Origin of the sequence: Campylobacter concisus, from assembly GCF_003048405.1 — a bacterium.
Lineage (GTDB): Bacteria > Campylobacterota > Campylobacteria > Campylobacterales > Campylobacteraceae > Campylobacter_A > Campylobacter_A concisus_Q.
This window is the reverse complement of record NZ_PIQS01000003.1, coordinates 106,127-122,324: the sequence shown is the minus strand read 5'-3', so window position 1 is coordinate 122,324 and position 16,198 is coordinate 106,127. Positions and strand designations below refer to the sequence as shown.

Annotated in this window: 16 protein-coding genes and 1 pseudogene; 13 read left to right on the top strand and 4 right to left on the bottom strand. The window is 36.2% G+C overall.

Annotated elements, in window-relative coordinates; genetic code table 11:
* Positions 1-100: 100 nt before the first annotated feature.
* The 4 genes from ppa to aspS form a co-directional block, all read right to left on the bottom strand.
* Positions 101-619, bottom strand: coding sequence for an inorganic diphosphatase (gene ppa, locus CVT18_RS07545; RefSeq protein WP_103628625.1), 519 nt, complete (start codon positions 617-619; stop codon positions 101-103).
* A 70-nt stretch (positions 620-689) separates the two neighbouring features.
* The gene (locus CVT18_RS07540) at positions 690-1,025 is read right to left on the bottom strand and encodes a NirD/YgiW/YdeI family stress tolerance protein (RefSeq protein ID WP_103628624.1); all 336 of its coding nucleotides are present in this window, start codon (positions 1,023-1,025) and stop codon (positions 690-692) included.
* 673 nt (positions 1,026-1,698) lie between these two features.
* Positions 1,699-2,268, bottom strand: coding sequence for an adenylate kinase (locus tag CVT18_RS07535; protein ID WP_103589018.1), 570 nt, complete (start codon positions 2,266-2,268; stop codon positions 1,699-1,701).
* A 256-nt stretch (positions 2,269-2,524) separates the two neighbouring features.
* Entirely contained in the window at positions 2,525-4,282 is a 1,758-nt protein-coding gene (gene aspS, locus CVT18_RS07530) for an aspartate--tRNA ligase (RefSeq protein ID WP_107824399.1), read from the bottom strand.
* Between the two features lie 92 nt (positions 4,283-4,374).
* On the opposite strand from aspS, the gene CVT18_RS07525 reads away from it, so the two are divergent.
* The 13 genes and pseudogenes from CVT18_RS07525 to mrdA all read left to right on the top strand — a co-directional run bounded on the left by CVT18_RS07525 (position 4,375) and on the right by mrdA (position 15,990).
* Positions 4,375-5,250, top strand: a complete 876-nt coding sequence (locus CVT18_RS07525; protein WP_103628645.1) for an NAD(+) kinase — start codon at positions 4,375-4,377, stop codon at positions 5,248-5,250.
* The gene (locus CVT18_RS07520; protein ID WP_180999673.1) at positions 5,243-6,763 is read left to right on the top strand and encodes an AAA family ATPase; all 1,521 of its coding nucleotides are present in this window, start codon (positions 5,243-5,245) and stop codon (positions 6,761-6,763) included. The genes CVT18_RS07525 and CVT18_RS07520 overlap by 8 nt, the downstream gene beginning before the upstream one ends.
* A gap of 88 nt (positions 6,764-6,851) precedes the next feature.
* A complete protein-coding gene (locus tag CVT18_RS07515) occupies positions 6,852-8,108 on the top strand; it encodes a diguanylate cyclase (RefSeq protein ID WP_107824398.1) in 1,257 nt (418 codons plus the stop codon).
* Entirely contained in the window at positions 8,105-8,890 is a 786-nt protein-coding gene (locus CVT18_RS07510) for a TatD family hydrolase (protein ID WP_107824397.1), read from the top strand. Before CVT18_RS07515 ends, CVT18_RS07510 begins: the two co-directional genes overlap by 4 nt.
* Positions 8,891-8,955: 65 nt before the next feature.
* Positions 8,956-10,167: a lytic transglycosylase domain-containing protein gene (locus CVT18_RS07505; RefSeq protein ID WP_084040887.1), complete on the top strand. Its 1,212-nt coding sequence runs from the start codon at positions 8,956-8,958 to the stop codon at positions 10,165-10,167.
* A 127-nt stretch (positions 10,168-10,294) separates the two neighbouring features.
* A pseudogene (locus CVT18_RS07500) lies at positions 10,295-11,011 on the top strand (septal ring lytic transglycosylase RlpA family protein); the annotation flags it as partial.
* Positions 11,012-11,026: 15 nt separating this feature from the next.
* On the top strand, positions 11,027-11,602 hold the full coding sequence (gene hisB, locus CVT18_RS07495) for an imidazoleglycerol-phosphate dehydratase HisB (RefSeq protein ID WP_199907366.1): 576 nt from the start codon (positions 11,027-11,029) through the stop codon (positions 11,600-11,602).
* Positions 11,599-12,087 carry a KdsC family phosphatase gene (locus CVT18_RS07490; protein WP_087584728.1) on the top strand — a complete coding sequence of 163 codons (489 nt, stop codon included), beginning with the start codon at positions 11,599-11,601 and terminating at the stop codon, positions 12,085-12,087. The genes hisB and CVT18_RS07490 overlap by 4 nt, the downstream gene beginning before the upstream one ends.
* The gene (locus CVT18_RS07485; RefSeq protein WP_021090489.1) at positions 12,078-12,605 is read left to right on the top strand and encodes an LPS export ABC transporter periplasmic protein LptC; all 528 of its coding nucleotides are present in this window, start codon (positions 12,078-12,080) and stop codon (positions 12,603-12,605) included. The genes CVT18_RS07490 and CVT18_RS07485 overlap by 10 nt, the downstream gene beginning before the upstream one ends.
* On the top strand, positions 12,578-13,054 hold the full coding sequence (lptA, locus tag CVT18_RS07480) for a lipopolysaccharide transport periplasmic protein LptA (RefSeq protein ID WP_103628619.1): 477 nt from the start codon (positions 12,578-12,580) through the stop codon (positions 13,052-13,054). Before CVT18_RS07485 ends, lptA begins: the two co-directional genes overlap by 28 nt.
* On the top strand, positions 13,051-13,662 hold the full coding sequence (gene yihA, locus CVT18_RS07475; protein WP_103628618.1) for a ribosome biogenesis GTP-binding protein YihA/YsxC: 612 nt from the start codon (positions 13,051-13,053) through the stop codon (positions 13,660-13,662). Before lptA ends, yihA begins: the two co-directional genes overlap by 4 nt.
* Before the next feature lies 1 nt (position 13,663).
* Entirely contained in the window at positions 13,664-14,155 is a 492-nt protein-coding gene (locus tag CVT18_RS07470; protein ID WP_103628644.1) for a hypothetical protein, read from the top strand.
* Positions 14,152-15,990, top strand: a complete 1,839-nt coding sequence (gene mrdA / locus CVT18_RS07465; protein WP_107824394.1) for a penicillin-binding protein 2 — start codon at positions 14,152-14,154, stop codon at positions 15,988-15,990. The genes CVT18_RS07470 and mrdA overlap by 4 nt, the downstream gene beginning before the upstream one ends.
* Positions 15,991-16,198 lie beyond the last annotated feature (208 nt).

The window sequence follows — 16,198 nt, the reverse complement described above, 5'->3', positions numbered from 1 at the left end:
ACAAGAAAAAGCTTATCTAAATATAAAAAAACAGCCTTTTTTATGAGGTGTATAAAACGAATAAATTTAAAAAGAAAAGCCCTAAAATAGGGCTTATAAATTATTTATAATTTTTAATAGCAGCGTCTAAAATCTCTTTTGCAGCGTTTGCGTCTTTAAATTCTTTCACCTTAACCCATTTGTTTGGCTCAAGAATTTTATAAGTTTCAAAGAAATTTTTGATCTTATTTAGTGTCGCAGTTGGCAAGTCTTCGTAGCTTTTTATCGCTTCATATCTTGGATCGATCTTTGTAACTGGCACAGCTAAAAGTTTCTCATCCATACCCGCCTCATCTTCCATCACCAAAACGCCTATCAAGCGGCAAGGGATGACGCTACCAGCTTGGAGCGGATACTCATTTAGTACCAAAATATCAGCTGGATCGCCGTCAGCTGCAAGTGTATTTGGCACAAAGCCGTAGTTTGCTGGGTAGAACATCGCTGAGTAAAGCACGCGATCAACCACGACCGCGCCACTATCTTTATCGATCTCATATTTGATATTTGAGCCATAAGGTATTTCGATTACGGCATTGATTTTGTCTGGGTTTGAGCCAGCTTTGATTTTTAAAACGTCCATATATTTGTCCTTTTTATTAGAAATTTTCGTGATTTTAGTATTTTTTGCATTAAATGCGTGTAAATTTTAACTACCTTATGATTTCTACACTGTCTACGTCGATTTCCATTTTTGTAATGTCTTTATCAACCTCGCCCCTTATTCGTAAAGGTATATCTTCATTGGCTGTTATGTTGCCCCATTTTTTGTCGCCTATCTCAACGACAATCACATCGCCATTTTTATCAACAAATTCATATTTATCTGATTTGATGTGTGACTTTATCTTGCCCTCAAGTATGACTTTGGTGTCGTCATTTAGCTTTAATGCCTCTTTTGCACTTATCGTTTCACTTGAGTGCTTTGATGTGAAGCCTCCAGCCATTGCGATGCTAGCAGATATTGCAGCGATTATGATCTTTTTCATTTTTATCCTTTAAAATTGGTTGTGAAATTTTAAGGGATAGTATATTTTTGATATTAATAAAAGGTAAGTTTTTACATAAAATCTTTTGTAACAATTTTATAGATGTTTTTAGCGGTAATCGGTAGTGCTCTATCTGCGCTACCACCAAGAAAGCCATATCTAATCTCGACAGTAACGTTAAATTTGGCCACCTCTTTACCATTTTGATCGACTAAATTTATGACTGCGAGAGTCTCAGATTTACCAGCACCACCTATGCCTAGGGTTAAGTGCCTAAGGATCCTAACTCCATTTTTTGTTCTTTGTATATCGCATTTTATGATTAGGTCGTCACCGTATTGGTCTTTCTTTTTTAAAAAGGTATTTATGTATCCTTCTAGCTTTTTATCAAGCTCGGTTTCGCCACAAACCGCTTTAGCGCTGCTGTACTTATATGTAGTATCCTTTTAAACCATTTCTATATACTTTTTAGCACATCCTGTAAAGGCAAAAATAGTTACGATTGAAAGTAGTATTGTAAATTTAAATTTATGCATAATTTCATCTTTGTTTAGGTTTGTTAAAAATAAATTTAGAATTGTAGGAAAGTTACATTTAAAATGAAATTAAAAATAAGTATATTTGAATGATATTTATTTAGGACCTTGCACATTTTTATGCAAGGTCTGTAAATTTATAAAAGTTTAGCTAGTAAATTTTTGATATCAGCTACGATCTCGTCTATGCCACGCTCACCGTTTACTACGTGAAGTAGCTCTTTTTCGCTGTAAAATTTACGGATAGGTTTGATCGGATCAAGATATACTTTCATACGGTTATTAAACACTTCGTTGTTATCATCAGCGCCTCTTGCACGGCCAAGCACTCTAGCTCTTGCTACATCTTCGCTAACATCTACTTCGATGACACCTTTTAGAGAAATTTCATCTTGTTCGCTTAAGACTTTGTCAAGCTCAGTCATTTGCTCAACGCTTCTTGGGTAGCCGTCGATTATGATGTTTGATTTATTTGAGCTTTTGATAGCTGAGACGATCGCATTTACGACAACGTCAAGCGGAACTAAATTTCCTTTTGAGATAAAGCCGTCTATTAGCTTACCAAGCTCACTACCACTAGCAACTTCAGCTCTTAAAAGATCGCCAGTTGAAAAGTGTGCAAATTTCTCATCTTGTTGTGCGATGATCGATGCATCTGTTGTTTTGCCGCTACCTGGAGCGCCGATGATTAAAAATAAATTCTTCATTCTTTCCCTTTTATTGCCTTTGTCTTTTGAGCGCTTTTTGCGGAGCTAGTAAAATTTAACTTGATGAACTAAGCGTTCTATCTGCGCAAAATTTTACGTCGCAACCACAAAAATCATCTCAAAATACTTAGACAAGTTTTAATTTAATTAGCCGCCAAGTTGGAGACATCTTTTTATAAATTTAAATTTAGGATGGAATTTTGTCTAAAAAAATATTTAAAGACAAAAATTTTCCATCTCTTTTTAAAGGCAAATTTTAAGCCTTTTGCTCTTTTTCTCTTATCCTTAGTCCTAGCTCCCTAAGCTGCTCGTTGCTAGCGTGGCTTGGTGCCTTTGTGAGTGGACACTGAGCACGTTGTGTTTTAGGGAATGCTATGACGTCACGGATTGAGCTTGCTTTATTTACGAGCATATTTAGCCTGTCAAAGCCGATCGCGATACCACCATGTGGAGGCGCGCCAAATGTCAAGGCATCAAGCAAGAAGCCAAATTTCTCACGCTGTTCCTCTTCGTCTATACCAAGAAGCTTAAAGACCTTTTGTTGGATATCATTTTTGTGAATTCTTATACTTCCGCCACCAAGCTCAAAGCCGTTTAGTACGACGTCGTGAGCGATAGAGAGGATGTCCTCAAGATCAGGCTCGTCAATATTTTTTGGCATAGTAAATGGATGGTGCATCGCAGAGTAGCTGCCATCGTCATTTTGTTCAAACATTGGGAAGTCAAGCACCCATAAAAACTCAAGTTTGTCTTGATCAATGATACCCATTTGTTCAGCTAGGAAAATTCTAAATCTTCCCATATAATCAAGCACGATTTTTTTCTTGCCAGCGCCAAAAAATACTACGTCGCCAACTTTTAGCTCACATCTTGAGACGATCTCATCAAGATCGCTTTGTTCAAAAAATTTGCAAAGTGGGCCTTTTAGTCCTTCTTCTTTCATTTGGAAGTAGCCAAGCCCTTGTGCGCCAAATTTACGTACAAATTCCTCAAATCTATTCATCTCGCGCTTACTAAAGATATTGTCGCCATTTGGTACTTTTAGCGCTTTGATGCGGTTTTTCTTCTTGTCTTTTGCGATAGAGCTAAAAATTTCATTGCTTGAGCGCTCGAAAATATCGATAACATCGATCATTTTTAGATCGTATCTAAGATCAGGCTTGTCTGAGCCGTAAGTCTCAGTAGCCTCTTTGTAGCTCATGCGTCTAAATGGCGTTTTGATATCGTATCCGCAGGCTTTAAATATATCTTTTAGCATCGTCTCAGCCATATTTATGATATCTTCTTGCTCGACAAAGCTCATTTCTATATCTATTTGAGTAAATTCTGGTTGGCGATCAGCCCTTAAATCTTCGTCGCGGAAGCATTTTGCGATTTGGAAATATTTATCAAAGCCAGAACACATCAAAAGCTGTTTAAATAGCTGTGGACTTTGTGGGAGCGCGTAAAATTGACCCGGATATACACGGCTTGGCACTAGGTAGTCTCTCGCACCTTCTGGAGTTGCGCGTGTTAAAACCGGAGTTTCAAACTCGATAAAGCCCATTTTATCTAGGCTGTTTCTAGCTGCGATCGCTGCACGAGAACGCATTTTAAATATATTTTGCAAGCGCTCGCTTCTAAGATCTAAAAAGCGGTATTTTAGCCTAATGTCCTCATTTACGCTCTCATCGCCTATCATAAATGGTAGCGGCTCGCTTGGATTTTCGATGATTAGCTCACTTACTATTACTTCTATCTCGCCAGTTTTTAGCTTTGGATTGGTTAGTCCTTCGCCTCTAGCTCTTACTTTTCCTTTTGCTTTTAAGACATATTCATCTCTTACTTTTGCAGCAATATCATGTGCTTCTTTGCTGTCAGCTGGGTCACAAACTAACTGTATAAGCCCACTAACATCTCTTAAGTCGATGAAAATGACGCCACCATGGTCTCTATATGTATTTGCCCAGCCACAAAGTATTACTTCTTTGCCGATGTCAGCTTTGCTAAGATCGGTGCAATAATGACTTCGCATAAAATGCTCCTTTGCAATGTTTTTTAGGCAATTATAATCGCTTTTTTCTTTTGAAAAGCTTTGTTAAAATAAAATATGTTACAATCATTTACATGAAAAATGAACAAAAATTTAATACTTTTTGTACAAAAAAAGTAGGACTTATTGCTAAAGATTATCCATTGTTTAGGCAAGATTTAGAAAAATTAGAAAAAATTTTAAAAAAGTATAACGCAGAAATTTTGCTTGAAAAAAATTGTGCTAAGCGTATAGAGAAAAATGGTTTTGAGCTTATAAAATTAGCTAAAGAGTGCGAATTTTTAATCACGCTTGGTGGTGATGGCACTATAATCTCAACTTGTAGAAAACTAGCTTATATCTCGCCACTTGTCCTTGGCATACATGCTGGTAGGCTAGGCTTTTTGACAGATATCACGATAAATGAGAGTGAGAAATTTTTTAAAGACTTTTTTGATGACAAATTTGAGGTAGAAATGCCATTTATGTTAGACGTCACACTTCACAAAAATGATGGCAAAACTGAGCAAAAGATAGCATTTAACGATGCAGTTATCGTTAGTAAAAATGGTGGCTCGATGACGCATATTGAGGCACTTTTAAATGAAAAATATTTTAATTCATATTTTGGAGACGGCGTTATAGTGGCGACACCTGCTGGAACAACGGCATATAACATGAGTGCAAATGGCCCTATTATCTATCCATTAAGCGAAGTTTTTACAGTAACTCCTATCTGCTCGCACTCACTTACACAGCGTCCAGTCGTACTCACGAAAAATCATACGGTTAAATTTAGAACAAATAGCGATGCGATTTTGGTACTTGATGGTCAAGATAGGTTTGATATGAGTAAAATTTCGGCCGTTAGCATGAGCCTTAGCAACAAAAAAGCGAGGCTGATACGCCATATCGGTAGAGATTATTTTCAAATTTTAAAAGAGAAACTTCACTGGGGTTATAATGATTGATCGAATTTTGATTAAAGATTATCTAAATTTTAAAAATGTCGAGCTAAATTTCAAAGAGGGTCTTAGTGTATTTACAGGCGTTAGCGGCGCTGGTAAGTCGGTGCTAATGAGCGCCATAATGGCTGTTTTTGGGCTAAAAGATAGCGAGGCAAGGCTGATAGAAGCTGACGTGGAGCATAAATTTGAGCTTGATGAGTTTGGCATAGAAAATGAAGAGGTCAATATTTTCAAGCTTTTAAAAGATAAAAGCACGAGATATTTTATAAACCAACAAGCCATCTCAAAGAAAAATTTAGCCCAAGTGGCGCGCGAGCACATCAAATACCTCTCAGCAAAAGAGGCAAACGAGTTTGAAAACGAGAAATTTCTAAATTTGCTTGATAGGCTGGAAATTTCAAAAAATGAGAAATTTAAAGAGATAAAGCAGGAGTTTGAAGAGACGTTTTTGGAATTTTCTAAAATTTCAAAAGAGCTTGCCACTATAAAAGAGGAAGAGAAAAAGGTCGAGGAGCTAAAGGAGCTTGCTAGCTTTGAGATCGAAAAGATAAGAAACGTGGAGCCTAAAAAAGGCGAGTTTGAAGAGCTTATGGAGACTAAAAAAAGGCTTAGTAAAAAGGATAAGATAAATGAAGCGTGGGCTAGGGCTGAGCGGATATTTGAGCTAGAGCACAGCGTAAATGAGGCGCTAAGCATCAGTGACCTTGACAATGGCTTTTTTGAAGATGCGATGAATGAGCTAAGAGTCGCAAGAGATAGCCTAAATATGGAAGAACTCGACGATATCGATGTGGAAAGCGTGCTTGATAGGATAGAGGCTCTTAATGCCATTATTAGGCGTTATGGCAGCGAAGAAGAGGCCTTAGAAGTGCTTGTTAAAAAGAAAAAAGAGCTTGCCAGATATGAAAATTTAAGCTTTGAAAAGAGTGAGCTTGAGAAGAAATTTGAAATTTTAAGCAAAAGGGCAAATGAGCTAGCTAGCACTTTAAGTAGGGCAAGGAGCATAAATTTAAAAGAGCTTGAGAGCATGATAAATTTATACCTAAAAGAGCTTTATATGCCAGATATCACGCTAAAAATAGAAGAAAAAAGACTTGATATTTTAGGACTTGATGAGGTTTGTCTAAATTTAAATGAGACTTCGCTTAAAAATTTAAGTTCAGGCGAGCTAAACCGCCTAAGGTTAGCTTTTATAGCCGCATCTAGCGAGATAACAAAAACGGGCGGTGATGTCATCATACTTGATGAAATAGATGCAAATTTAAGTGGAAAAGAGGCAATGAGTATCGCAAATGTCCTTTTAAAACTTGCAAATTTTTATCAAATTTTTGCCATTTCACATCAGCCGCAGCTTAGCTCAAAGGCAAATTCGCACTTTTTAGTAGAGCGTCATGGAGAAAACTCGGTCGTAAGAGAGCTTGGTAGAGATGAACGAGTGAGCGAATTAGCACGTATGATAAGCGGTGAACACATAAGTGAAGAGGCAATAAATTTTGCGAAAGGGCTTTTAAAGTAGCTTAATTTAAATTATTAATTTAAGCTTTATAAATAAATTTATTTGATAAAATCGCCACTAATTTGATAAAAATTTTTGTAGGAATAATATGGAAAGAATCCTTGTAGTTGATGATAATAAGGCGTTAGCAAAGCTGATTGTTATGCAAATGGAAAAGACTATTGATGAGATGGCAATTGATGTTGCATATAGTTTTGCCGAGGCTCAAATGCTAATTAATGAGCATGATAAAGATTATTTTATGACTATTTTGGATTTAAATTTGCCAGATGCTCCAAATGGCGAGATCGTTGATTATGCACTTTCCAAAGGGCTTTCAGCTATTGTTTTAACAGGTAGCATTGATGATGAAACAAGGCAAAATTTTATAAATAAAGATATTGTGGATTATGTTTATAAAGGAAATATGGACGATATCAACTATATCTTCCAAATGATAAATAGACTGAGCAAAAATAGACAATACAAGGTTTTGGTTGTTGAAGATTCACTTCCTTTTAGAAATATGATAAAAAAGATATTAACTAGCCTTCAGTTTAAAGTTTTGGCTGCGGCTCACGGCGAAGAGGCGATGAATTATTTTGCAGATAATCCTGATATAAATCTTATAATAACTGATTATAGAATGCCGGTAAAAGATGGCCTTGAGGTTTTAAAAGAGGTTAGAAAAGAAAAAGATAAAAATAGTCTTGGCGTAATCGTTATGACATCTCCTAGCGAAAAGACTGACGCATCAATATTCTTAAAAAATGGTGCGAGCGATTTTATAGCAAAACCATTTTCAAAAGAAGAGCTAATATGCCGTGTTAATAATACGATCGAAGCGATGGAAAATATAAACAAGATAGCAAATTTTGCAAATCGCGACTTCTTAACCGGAGTTTATAATAGAAGATTTTTTTATTCTGACGTGGAAGAGTATGTCCAAGCAGCTGAAGAGACCAATGAGCCTTATGCTTTTGCAATGATTGATATTGATTATTTTAAGAAGATAAATGATACATATGGCAATGATGGGGGAGACAGGATACTAAAATCAATCGCAAAAATTTTAAATGACAATACAAAAGGAAGTGATATTGTTGCTAGATTTGGCGGCGAAGAATTTTGCGTTGTGCTTAAAAAGATAAGCCAAGAAGAAGCTGTTAAATTTTTTGTAAATTTACGAGCCAAAGTGGCTGAAAATGAAGTAACTATAAAAAAGGAAAAAGTAAAAGTTACTATATCAATAGGTGTATCTTTTGGCAATGGGCATTGCGAGATAGACGATATGCTTGAGGCTTGCGATTCAGCACTTTACACCGCAAAAGAAAATGGTAGAAACAGAGTAGAAATAGCTTTATGATTATAGATACGCATTGTCATTTAGATAGTAAAGTTTATGATCCTGACCTTGATAAAATTTTAGATGAAGCTAGAAATTTAGGGTTAAAAGGCTTTATTATCCCGGGAGCTGATATCAATGATTTACCAAAAGCGGCTAAAATAGCACATGAAAATTCTGATATTTTCTTTGCCGCCGGAGTTCATCCATATGATAAAGAGAGTTTTGATATTAAAATTTTAAGAAATTTTGCTAAAGATGAAAAGTGTGTGGCGATTGGTGAATGTGGTCTAGACTACTTTCGCTTACCAAAAGATGAAAATGAAAAGATAAAAGAAAAAGAGGATCAAAAACGTATTTTTTTAGCTCAACTTGATTTAGCTGTTGAGTTAAAAAAACCCGTTATTCTTCATATTAGGGAGGCTAATGAGGACTCTTTTAATATCTTAAAAGAGTATGCACCAAAGTTTGAAGCTGGAGCGATTTTGCACTGTTATAATGCTTCGCCACTTCTTTTAGAGCTTTGTAAATTTGGGAATTTTTACTTTGGCATAGGCGGTGTTTTAACATTTAAAAATGCTAAAAATTTAGTCGAGATTTTGCCAAAAATCCCATTTGATAGGATAGTTATTGAAACTGACGCTCCTTATCTCACGCCAGAACCAAATCGTGGCAAGAGAAATGAGCCGGCGTTTACGACATTTGTTGCTAAAAAGATAGCTGAAATTTTAAACCTTGAATCTGAAGTTGTTTGTGAAAAAACTTCAAATAATGCCAAAAGGTTGTTTAAGTGCTTTGCTTAAATTTTGGGCGTTGCACTTGTTTAAGATGCTAGCATCTTAAGTTTTGACACGAAAAAAGGATAGAAATGAAAGCAATGCTTAAAATATTTTTAATGTTTGCATGTAGTACCTTGCTACTGGCAAATACCCCTGAAAAAAGCTCATACGATACTCAGGTAAAAATTTTAAAAGAGCTGGATATTGACGCTAGCTTTATGAAGACTTCTCACTATGCAAAGATGAGACAAGGTATCAAACAATCACAACTTGAAACATTTACAGAAGCTCTAAAAAATGGTTATATGTATATACCGATGGTAAAAGAGCAGATCAAAAAATCCGGCGTACCTGAGTCATTCTTTTATCTAGCTATGATAGAATCAGGCTTTTCAAATCACACAGTATCAAACGCAAAAGCTACTGGTATGTGGCAGTTTATGGAGCAAACGGCTAGACTGCATGGTCTAAAGGTAGGACAGTATGTCGATGAGAGAAAAGATCCAGTAGAGTCTACTATTGCAGCAACAAATTATCTAAAGTCGCTTAAAAATCAATTTGGCAAGTGGTATCTAGCAGCTATGGCCTATAACTGCGGCGATGGTGCGTTAAAAAGAGCTATACAAAAAGCTGGTACAGATGACCTTGTAACGCTTCTTGACGCAGAGAAAAAATACCTTCCAGCCGAAACTAGAAATTTTGTTATTAAAATTTTAAGAGCAGCATATACCGCAAAAGACGCAGACTTCTTGATGTCTAAAGATTCATCTTTGTTAAACATAAACGGAGGACTAAAGCTTGTAAAAGTAAAAGTACCTGGCGGTACAAATTTAGCTCAAATAGGCGATAGTATCGGTCTTAGTACAAAAAAGATGAAAAATAACAACCCGCATTTAAAATTTGTATTTACTCCACCAACCTTAAAAGATTATTATGTTTATATCCCTGAAAACAAAAAACAACTTTTTGCAGAAAATTTCAAGCCATTTAATGGTAAAAATAATTTTTATGCCTATGTCGTAAAAAAAGGCGAAACACTACTTTCTATCTCTAAAAAAACGGGTGTTAGTCATAGAGCGATCAAGGACTACAACGAGCTTAGCACAAATGCCGTAAGCTATAATCAAAAACTAATTATTCCATTTTCTGCCCAAAATAAATCTCAAAACTATATAGTTCAAACTGGTGATACGATAGCTTCTTTATCTAAGAAATTTAATGTGAGCGAAAAAGATTTAAAAGATGCAAATTCTTTTGCTAGTTCAAATTTAAATGTTGGAGCAAATATTGTCATACCATAAGAGCCTAAAATTTTATATAGGACTAAGTTTTACTCTTCTAGTTACCGGTTGCTCTTGGAACGGGGCACCGTTTACACCAAGTGGTCCAACTAATGTAAAGGGCAACAATTCAGCTTCTATCCAAAAAGCAACAATGAGACCTTACACGATAAATGGCAAAACATACTACCCAACCGTTGTAAGTGTGGGTGATAGGGCAAGTGGCACAGCGAGCTGGTATGGTCCAAATTTTCATGGTAAAACAACCTCAAACGGCGAAATTTATAATATGTACAACATGACCGCAGCACACAAAACTTTGCCGATGAATACGATCCTTAAAGTAACAAATTTAAGAAATCAAAAAAGCGTCATTGTGCGTGTAAACGATCGTGGACCTTTTGTGGCTGATAGAGTTTTAGACCTTTCAAAGGCGGCTGCAACTAAACTTGATATTATCGGTACAGGCACAGCTCCGGTCAGTATGGAAGTCATAGGCTTTAATGAAGATATAAATGCTGTTGCTAGCATTAATACCCAAACAAAACCAACAAGTACTGGTATAAAAGTGCCAAATCCAGTCTCTCCGACAGCTCCAACTGGAGGCATTATTATTTCGTCAGAGCAACGGGTCGTAGGTGGAGATTTTATGGTGCAAATTGGCTCATTTAAAAACCTTGAGGGCGCAAACAGATATCAAAGAGAGCATCAAAGCATAGATGGTTACAAGTCAGTAGTTAAGACATTTACTATAGATGGATCTACCATTTATAGAGTATTTTTAAATGGCTTTAGAAGTGAGGACGAGGCCAGGGATTATGCAAGAAGCGGTAAATTCCAAGGTGCATTTATAGTAAGAGGTTAGGGCGTGAGAGAAGAAATTTTAGAGCTAACTAGAAATACAAAAGAGACACAAATCTCAATGAAGCTTAAAATTTATGGCTCTGGGGTTGCAAAGATAGATACTGGCATTGGTTTTTTTGACCATATGCTTGAAGCTTTTACAAAGCATTCTTTGCTTGATCTTGAAATTTCATGCAAGGGCGACACGCATGTGGATTTTCACCACAGCGTTGAGGATGTAGGCATAGTTTTGGGTCAGCTTTTAAAAGAGGCCTTGTATCCTTTAAGTGGTGTTGAGAGATTTGGTGAGGCAAGCGTTGTTATGGATGAAGCTGCTGTTTTTTGCGTGCTAGACCTTAGCAATAGAGCCTATCTTGTATATGAAAATTTTAATGAAAATGCCAAAGTTGGCGAGTTTGATACTGAGCTTGTGGAGGAGTTTTTTAGGGCAGTTGCTATAAATTCAGCCATCACGCTTCATCTAAATCAAATTCGTGGTAAAAATACTCACCACATCATCGAAGCAACGTTTAAATCATTCGCTGTCGCACTTCGTAGAGCGCTTGCTAAAAACGCAAGGATAGGCACACCAAGCACAAAGGGTGTTTTATGATAGAGATTATATTTTTAGATGTTGATGGCTGCCTGACTGATGGCAAGATTATATACAATGCAAATGGTGAAGAGCTTAAATTTTTTGATGTAAAAGATGGCTACGCGATAGAAAGCTGGCTAAAGCTTGGCAAAAAAGTAGCTATCATCACTGGCAGAAAGTCAGCCATCGTTGAGCGAAGAGCAGAGGATCTAAAGATAAATCACGTCTATCAAGGAGTTGGTGATAAATTTGAAGTGGCGAGTGAGATATTAAAATTTGAAGGGCTTAGCTTTAAAAATGCAGCAGCTATAGGCGATGACTACAATGACTATAAAATTTTAAATGCAGTTGCTTGGAGCTTTAAGCCAAAAGACGCGATAAAAGAGCTTGATGTAAAGACAAAACTAAAGCATAAAGGTGGCAATGGCGCGGTTAGAGAGATGATCGAGCTTATTATAAAATCAGAAAATTTATATGACGAGTGGTCTAAGCGTTGGTTGTAAAAATTTTCTACTTCGTCGTGGCTATTTTTAGTGTCGTGATGATATTTTTGGCAGCTCAAGATCCATACCTTGCAAATGTTTTAAAGATCGACACAAAGATATCAAATATGCAGATAAATGATGTGATAGATTATGAGATAAATTCCACGAAAATAAGCGGAGTCTACGAGGCTGATGAGCTAAATAGATACAATGATAAAGATGAATTTTTGAGTTTTAAAGCAAAAATTTTAAGAGGAAATTTAAAACATTTTTTAAGCTCAGACAAAGCAATCTCACAAAATGACGAAATTATCTTTCAAAAGAATGCGAACTATGAAAACAACGATAGTTTGAGATTTATAAGTGACGAAGTGATATATGGAACAAAAACAAAGATAGTAAGATCTGAAGCAAATTTCACGCTCATAAGAAATAATGATAAGGCACTGGGTGAGAGTGGAAGCTATGATCTTGCTAAAAAACAAACGCAGGTAAAAGGGTTAAGGGCATGGGTAGAAGAAAATCAGCGATTTTAGCGGTGATATTGGGTTTTACATTTTTAAATGCAGAGCAAGTTGAAATCACATCAAATGATTTTTTTGCAGATGAGAATAAGCAAACTAGTGAATTTATAGGTAATGTAAATATCAAAAAGGGCTCATTTGATGAGCTTAAGGCAGATAAGGTGGTTGTCTATTTTGACAAAAAACGCCAGCCTATAAAATATGTGGCCACTGGCAATGCAAGAGCTAAAATTTTTATAAAAGATAAGCACTATGATGGCAAAGGCAATACTCTTATATACGAGCCAGCAAAACAGATCTATACTGTTAGTGGAAATGGCTATTTGCATGAGGTAGAAACTGATAAGAATGTTTATGGTGAAAAGATAGTTGTTAATCAAAAAGATGGCACATATAGTGTAAATAGTGATGAGAAAAAGCCTGTTAAGTTTATCTTTCAGGTAGAGGAAAAAGATAAGTGATAAGGCCACTAGGTGCTAAATTTATCACATCAAGTCCAAGTATAAAAGAGGCTCCAAGCTTCGTAACAAGCGAAGTTGTCTTTTTAGGCAGATCAAATGTTGGTAAAAGCAGCCTCATAAATACACTTGTAAATCAAAAAAATCTAGCCAAGAGCTCATCGACTCCTGGCAAAACTCAGCTTATAAATTTTTTTGAGGCCGAGTTTTGTGAGGAAAAAGAAGTGGGCGAAAAAGATAAATTTAAGCTCATTTTGGTTGATTTGCCAGGCTTTGGCTATGCAAAAGTGGCAAAGTCAAAGCATGATGAATGGCGTAAAAATTTAGATGAGTTTTTGAAATTTAGAAGCGACATTAGACTTTTTATACATCTAATTGACGCTAGGCATTTTGACTTAGACATTGACGTGAACGTGGATTCTTACCTAAAAAGCTTTTTAAGAGCTGACCAGAAAATTTTAAATTTATATACAAAAAGCGATAAGCTAAATCAAAGCCAAAAGAGTGCGGTAATGAAATTTGATCCGAGCGGCATCTTGGTCTCAATTCTTAATAAAAGCGGTATCGAAAAGGCTAGAGAAGCCATCATAAATAACGCTCTTGGTAGATAAAATGCAAACCATAAGCAGCTTAGATATTAAAATTTTTAAAGAATTTTGGTGGGCTGTTTTTTTATTCTCATATGAGATTGCAACTACGCAATTTGGCTTTTTGCCGCCACTCATTGGCATTTTTTTTACTTATATGATTTTGGAGTATTCAAGAAAACAAAAGCAATACGATGAGTTTAAGCTTAATTGGTACTTTGCGATAATTTTTATAATATTTGCTGAGCAAATTCATGGATTTTATCTTTTTTCAACGATTATTGCATTTTTGCTTTTTTATAATTTTATTCTAGACTGGCTATATACCACGATGAAGTGGCGAAATTGCCTACTTATCATCTTTGTAGCAGCTGGATACGTCTTGACTTTTCTTGTAAATAACCTATTTGCTTATGTTTTAAATGAGCAAAATTTAGCATTTTCGACTGAATATCTATTTTTTATAGCATTTGAATGTATCCTTGCTATCGTTCTTTTTAGGGATAAAGTGCTATGAGGATGCGCATCGTCTTTAGTGTGATCGCTCTTTTTTGGATTATACTTTTGGGACGAATTTATCACCTAAGCATAAACTCAAATACTTACTACAACGAAATTGCAGAACAAAACGCGATAAAAACTATTTATATTCCGCCAGTTAGGGGTATCATTTTTGACGTACATGATAAGCCAATGGCTGTTAATCGTCTTGGTTTTTCAGTATCCATTAGACCTCATTTAAGTGCTAATAAAAAGGTAAAAATTTTAGATGATGAGCTAGCTTACATTAGCTCACTATTTAGCGATCTAAATGTTACAAAGCTTAAAAATGAATACATAAAAAACGACTCAGCTTATAACCAAGATTTTATAAATGTGGTCGAATTTATTGATTATGATAAATTTTTGCCATTTTTTGCATCACTTTCTTTGCGTGAAAATTTAGAGATAAGGCCCGCTTCAAAACGCCACTATCCGTATAACGATCTGGCTTCTCACATTATCGGCTACGTTGGTAGGGCAAATCAAAAAGATATGGATAATGATCCTTTGACAAAGCTTACAAATTACATCGGAAGAAGTGGCGTGGAGCGGTTTTATAATCCGATCCTACAAGGAATTCAGGGTTTTAAAAAGATAAAGGTAAATGCCTTAAATGAAGAGATCGAACAGATAAACTATCAAGCACCACAAAGTCAAAATATCAAGCTTGCAGTCGATCTTGAGCTTCAGCAGTTTGTGGCTGATGTCTTTGGCAAAGATGCAGGAAGCGTCATAGTCATGAGTCTAAAAGACGGTGCTATCATCGCAGCAGGAAGCTTTCCTGAGTATGATCTAAATCCATTTGTGCTTGGAATTTCTCAGCCTGAATGGGAAGAGCTTGTAAAAAACGTCGATCATCCTTTTACAAATAAGCTAATAAACGGCCTTTATCCGCCAGGTTCGGTCGTAAAAATGGGTATGGCGCTTGCGTTTTTGGATAATGGCATGAGTAAATACGATAGCTTTTTTTGTAGTGGCTCGTATGAGCTTGGAGGGCGTAAATTCCGCTGCTGGAACTCTCACGGACATGGAAATGTTAATATGAATACGGCAATTAGAGAGAGCTGTGATGATTATTTTTATAAAGGTAGTCAAAAGATAGGGATCGACGCTATTGTGCCGATACTTGAACGTATGGGTTTTGGTAGAAAAACCGAGGTTGATTTGCCAAATGAGTTTGTGGGGACTTTGCCAAGTAGAGAGTGGAAGATGAGGAAGTATGGCAAAGCGTGGTTTCAAGGTGAGACCCTTATCACTTCTATCGGGCAGGGAAATTTCTTGGTCACGCCTATGCAAGTGGCAAAATACACAGCAGGCCTTGCAACTGGGCTAAATGTGACTCCACATTTTTTAAAGAGCATTGATGACAAGGATGTTGATTTTACACCAACAGATGATGCTTTTACTCCGTTTGAGAAGTCACAGTTACCAGCCATTAGGCATGCAATGTATGAAGTGGCAAATCACCCAAGAGGAACGGCAAATAGGCATTTTATTGGAAGCCTAGTTAAAGTTGCCGCAAAGACAGGTACTGCCCAGGTTGTTGGAATTTCTCAAACTGAAAAGAAACGTATGAAAGAAGAGGATATGGCGTATTTGCAAAGATCCCATGCATGGATGACTACTTATGCGCCTTATGAAGATCCGCAATATGTCATCACAATAGTTATCGAGCATGGTGGCCATGGCGGAAGTGCGGCTGGGCCAAAAATCGCTCAAATTTATAATAAACTCGTTGAAATGGGATATATAAATTTAGAAAAAATCCAAAGCGATCAAAATAAGAAACAAGACAATAAGAAAAAATAAGATCACTAAAAAGCCGTGGTAGTGACCACTTATTTAAAATTTTTACCTTGTGCTTGGAGCGTTTTGGCTAAAATTATCAACTAAGTTTTAATCCTCTTTATTAAATTTTGGCAAGGTTGACTGAGAATTTATATTTTTGGTAGGTAACAAGAGTTTAAGCGTTGATATATCTTTAAATCAGTTAAATACCCTTGCTTAATAATTTGCT

Bases quoted from the DNA above. Each gene is read 5' to 3' on its own strand.
- CVT18_RS07510 (WP_107824397.1), top strand. From the start codon at position 8,105: ATGATTATAGATACGCATTGTCATTTAGATAGTAAAGTTTATGATCCT.
- mrdA (WP_107824394.1), top strand. From the start codon at position 14,152: ATGAGGATGCGCATCGTCTTTAGTGTGATCGCTCTTTTTTGGATTATA.
- lptA (WP_103628619.1), top strand. From the start codon at position 12,578: ATGGGTAGAAGAAAATCAGCGATTTTAGCGGTGATATTGGGTTTTACA.
- CVT18_RS07535 (WP_103589018.1), bottom strand. From the start codon at position 2,268: ATGAAGAATTTATTTTTAATCATCGGCGCTCCAGGTAGCGGCAAAACA.
- CVT18_RS07490 (WP_087584728.1), top strand. From the start codon at position 11,599: ATGATAGAGATTATATTTTTAGATGTTGATGGCTGCCTGACTGATGGC.
- CVT18_RS07525 (WP_103628645.1), top strand. From the start codon at position 4,375: ATGAAAAATGAACAAAAATTTAATACTTTTTGTACAAAAAAAGTAGGA.
- aspS (WP_107824399.1), bottom strand. From the start codon at position 4,282: ATGCGAAGTCATTATTGCACCGATCTTAGCAAAGCTGACATCGGCAAA.
- CVT18_RS07520 (WP_180999673.1), top strand. From the start codon at position 5,243: ATGATTGATCGAATTTTGATTAAAGATTATCTAAATTTTAAAAATGTC.
- CVT18_RS07515 (WP_107824398.1), top strand. From the start codon at position 6,852: ATGGAAAGAATCCTTGTAGTTGATGATAATAAGGCGTTAGCAAAGCTG.
- CVT18_RS07470 (WP_103628644.1), top strand. From the start codon at position 13,664: ATGCAAACCATAAGCAGCTTAGATATTAAAATTTTTAAAGAATTTTGG.
- ppa (WP_103628625.1), bottom strand. From the start codon at position 619: ATGGACGTTTTAAAAATCAAAGCTGGCTCAAACCCAGACAAAATCAAT.
- CVT18_RS07505 (WP_084040887.1), top strand. From the start codon at position 8,956: ATGAAAGCAATGCTTAAAATATTTTTAATGTTTGCATGTAGTACCTTG.
- CVT18_RS07540 (WP_103628624.1), bottom strand. From the start codon at position 1,025: ATGAAAAAGATCATAATCGCTGCAATATCTGCTAGCATCGCAATGGCT.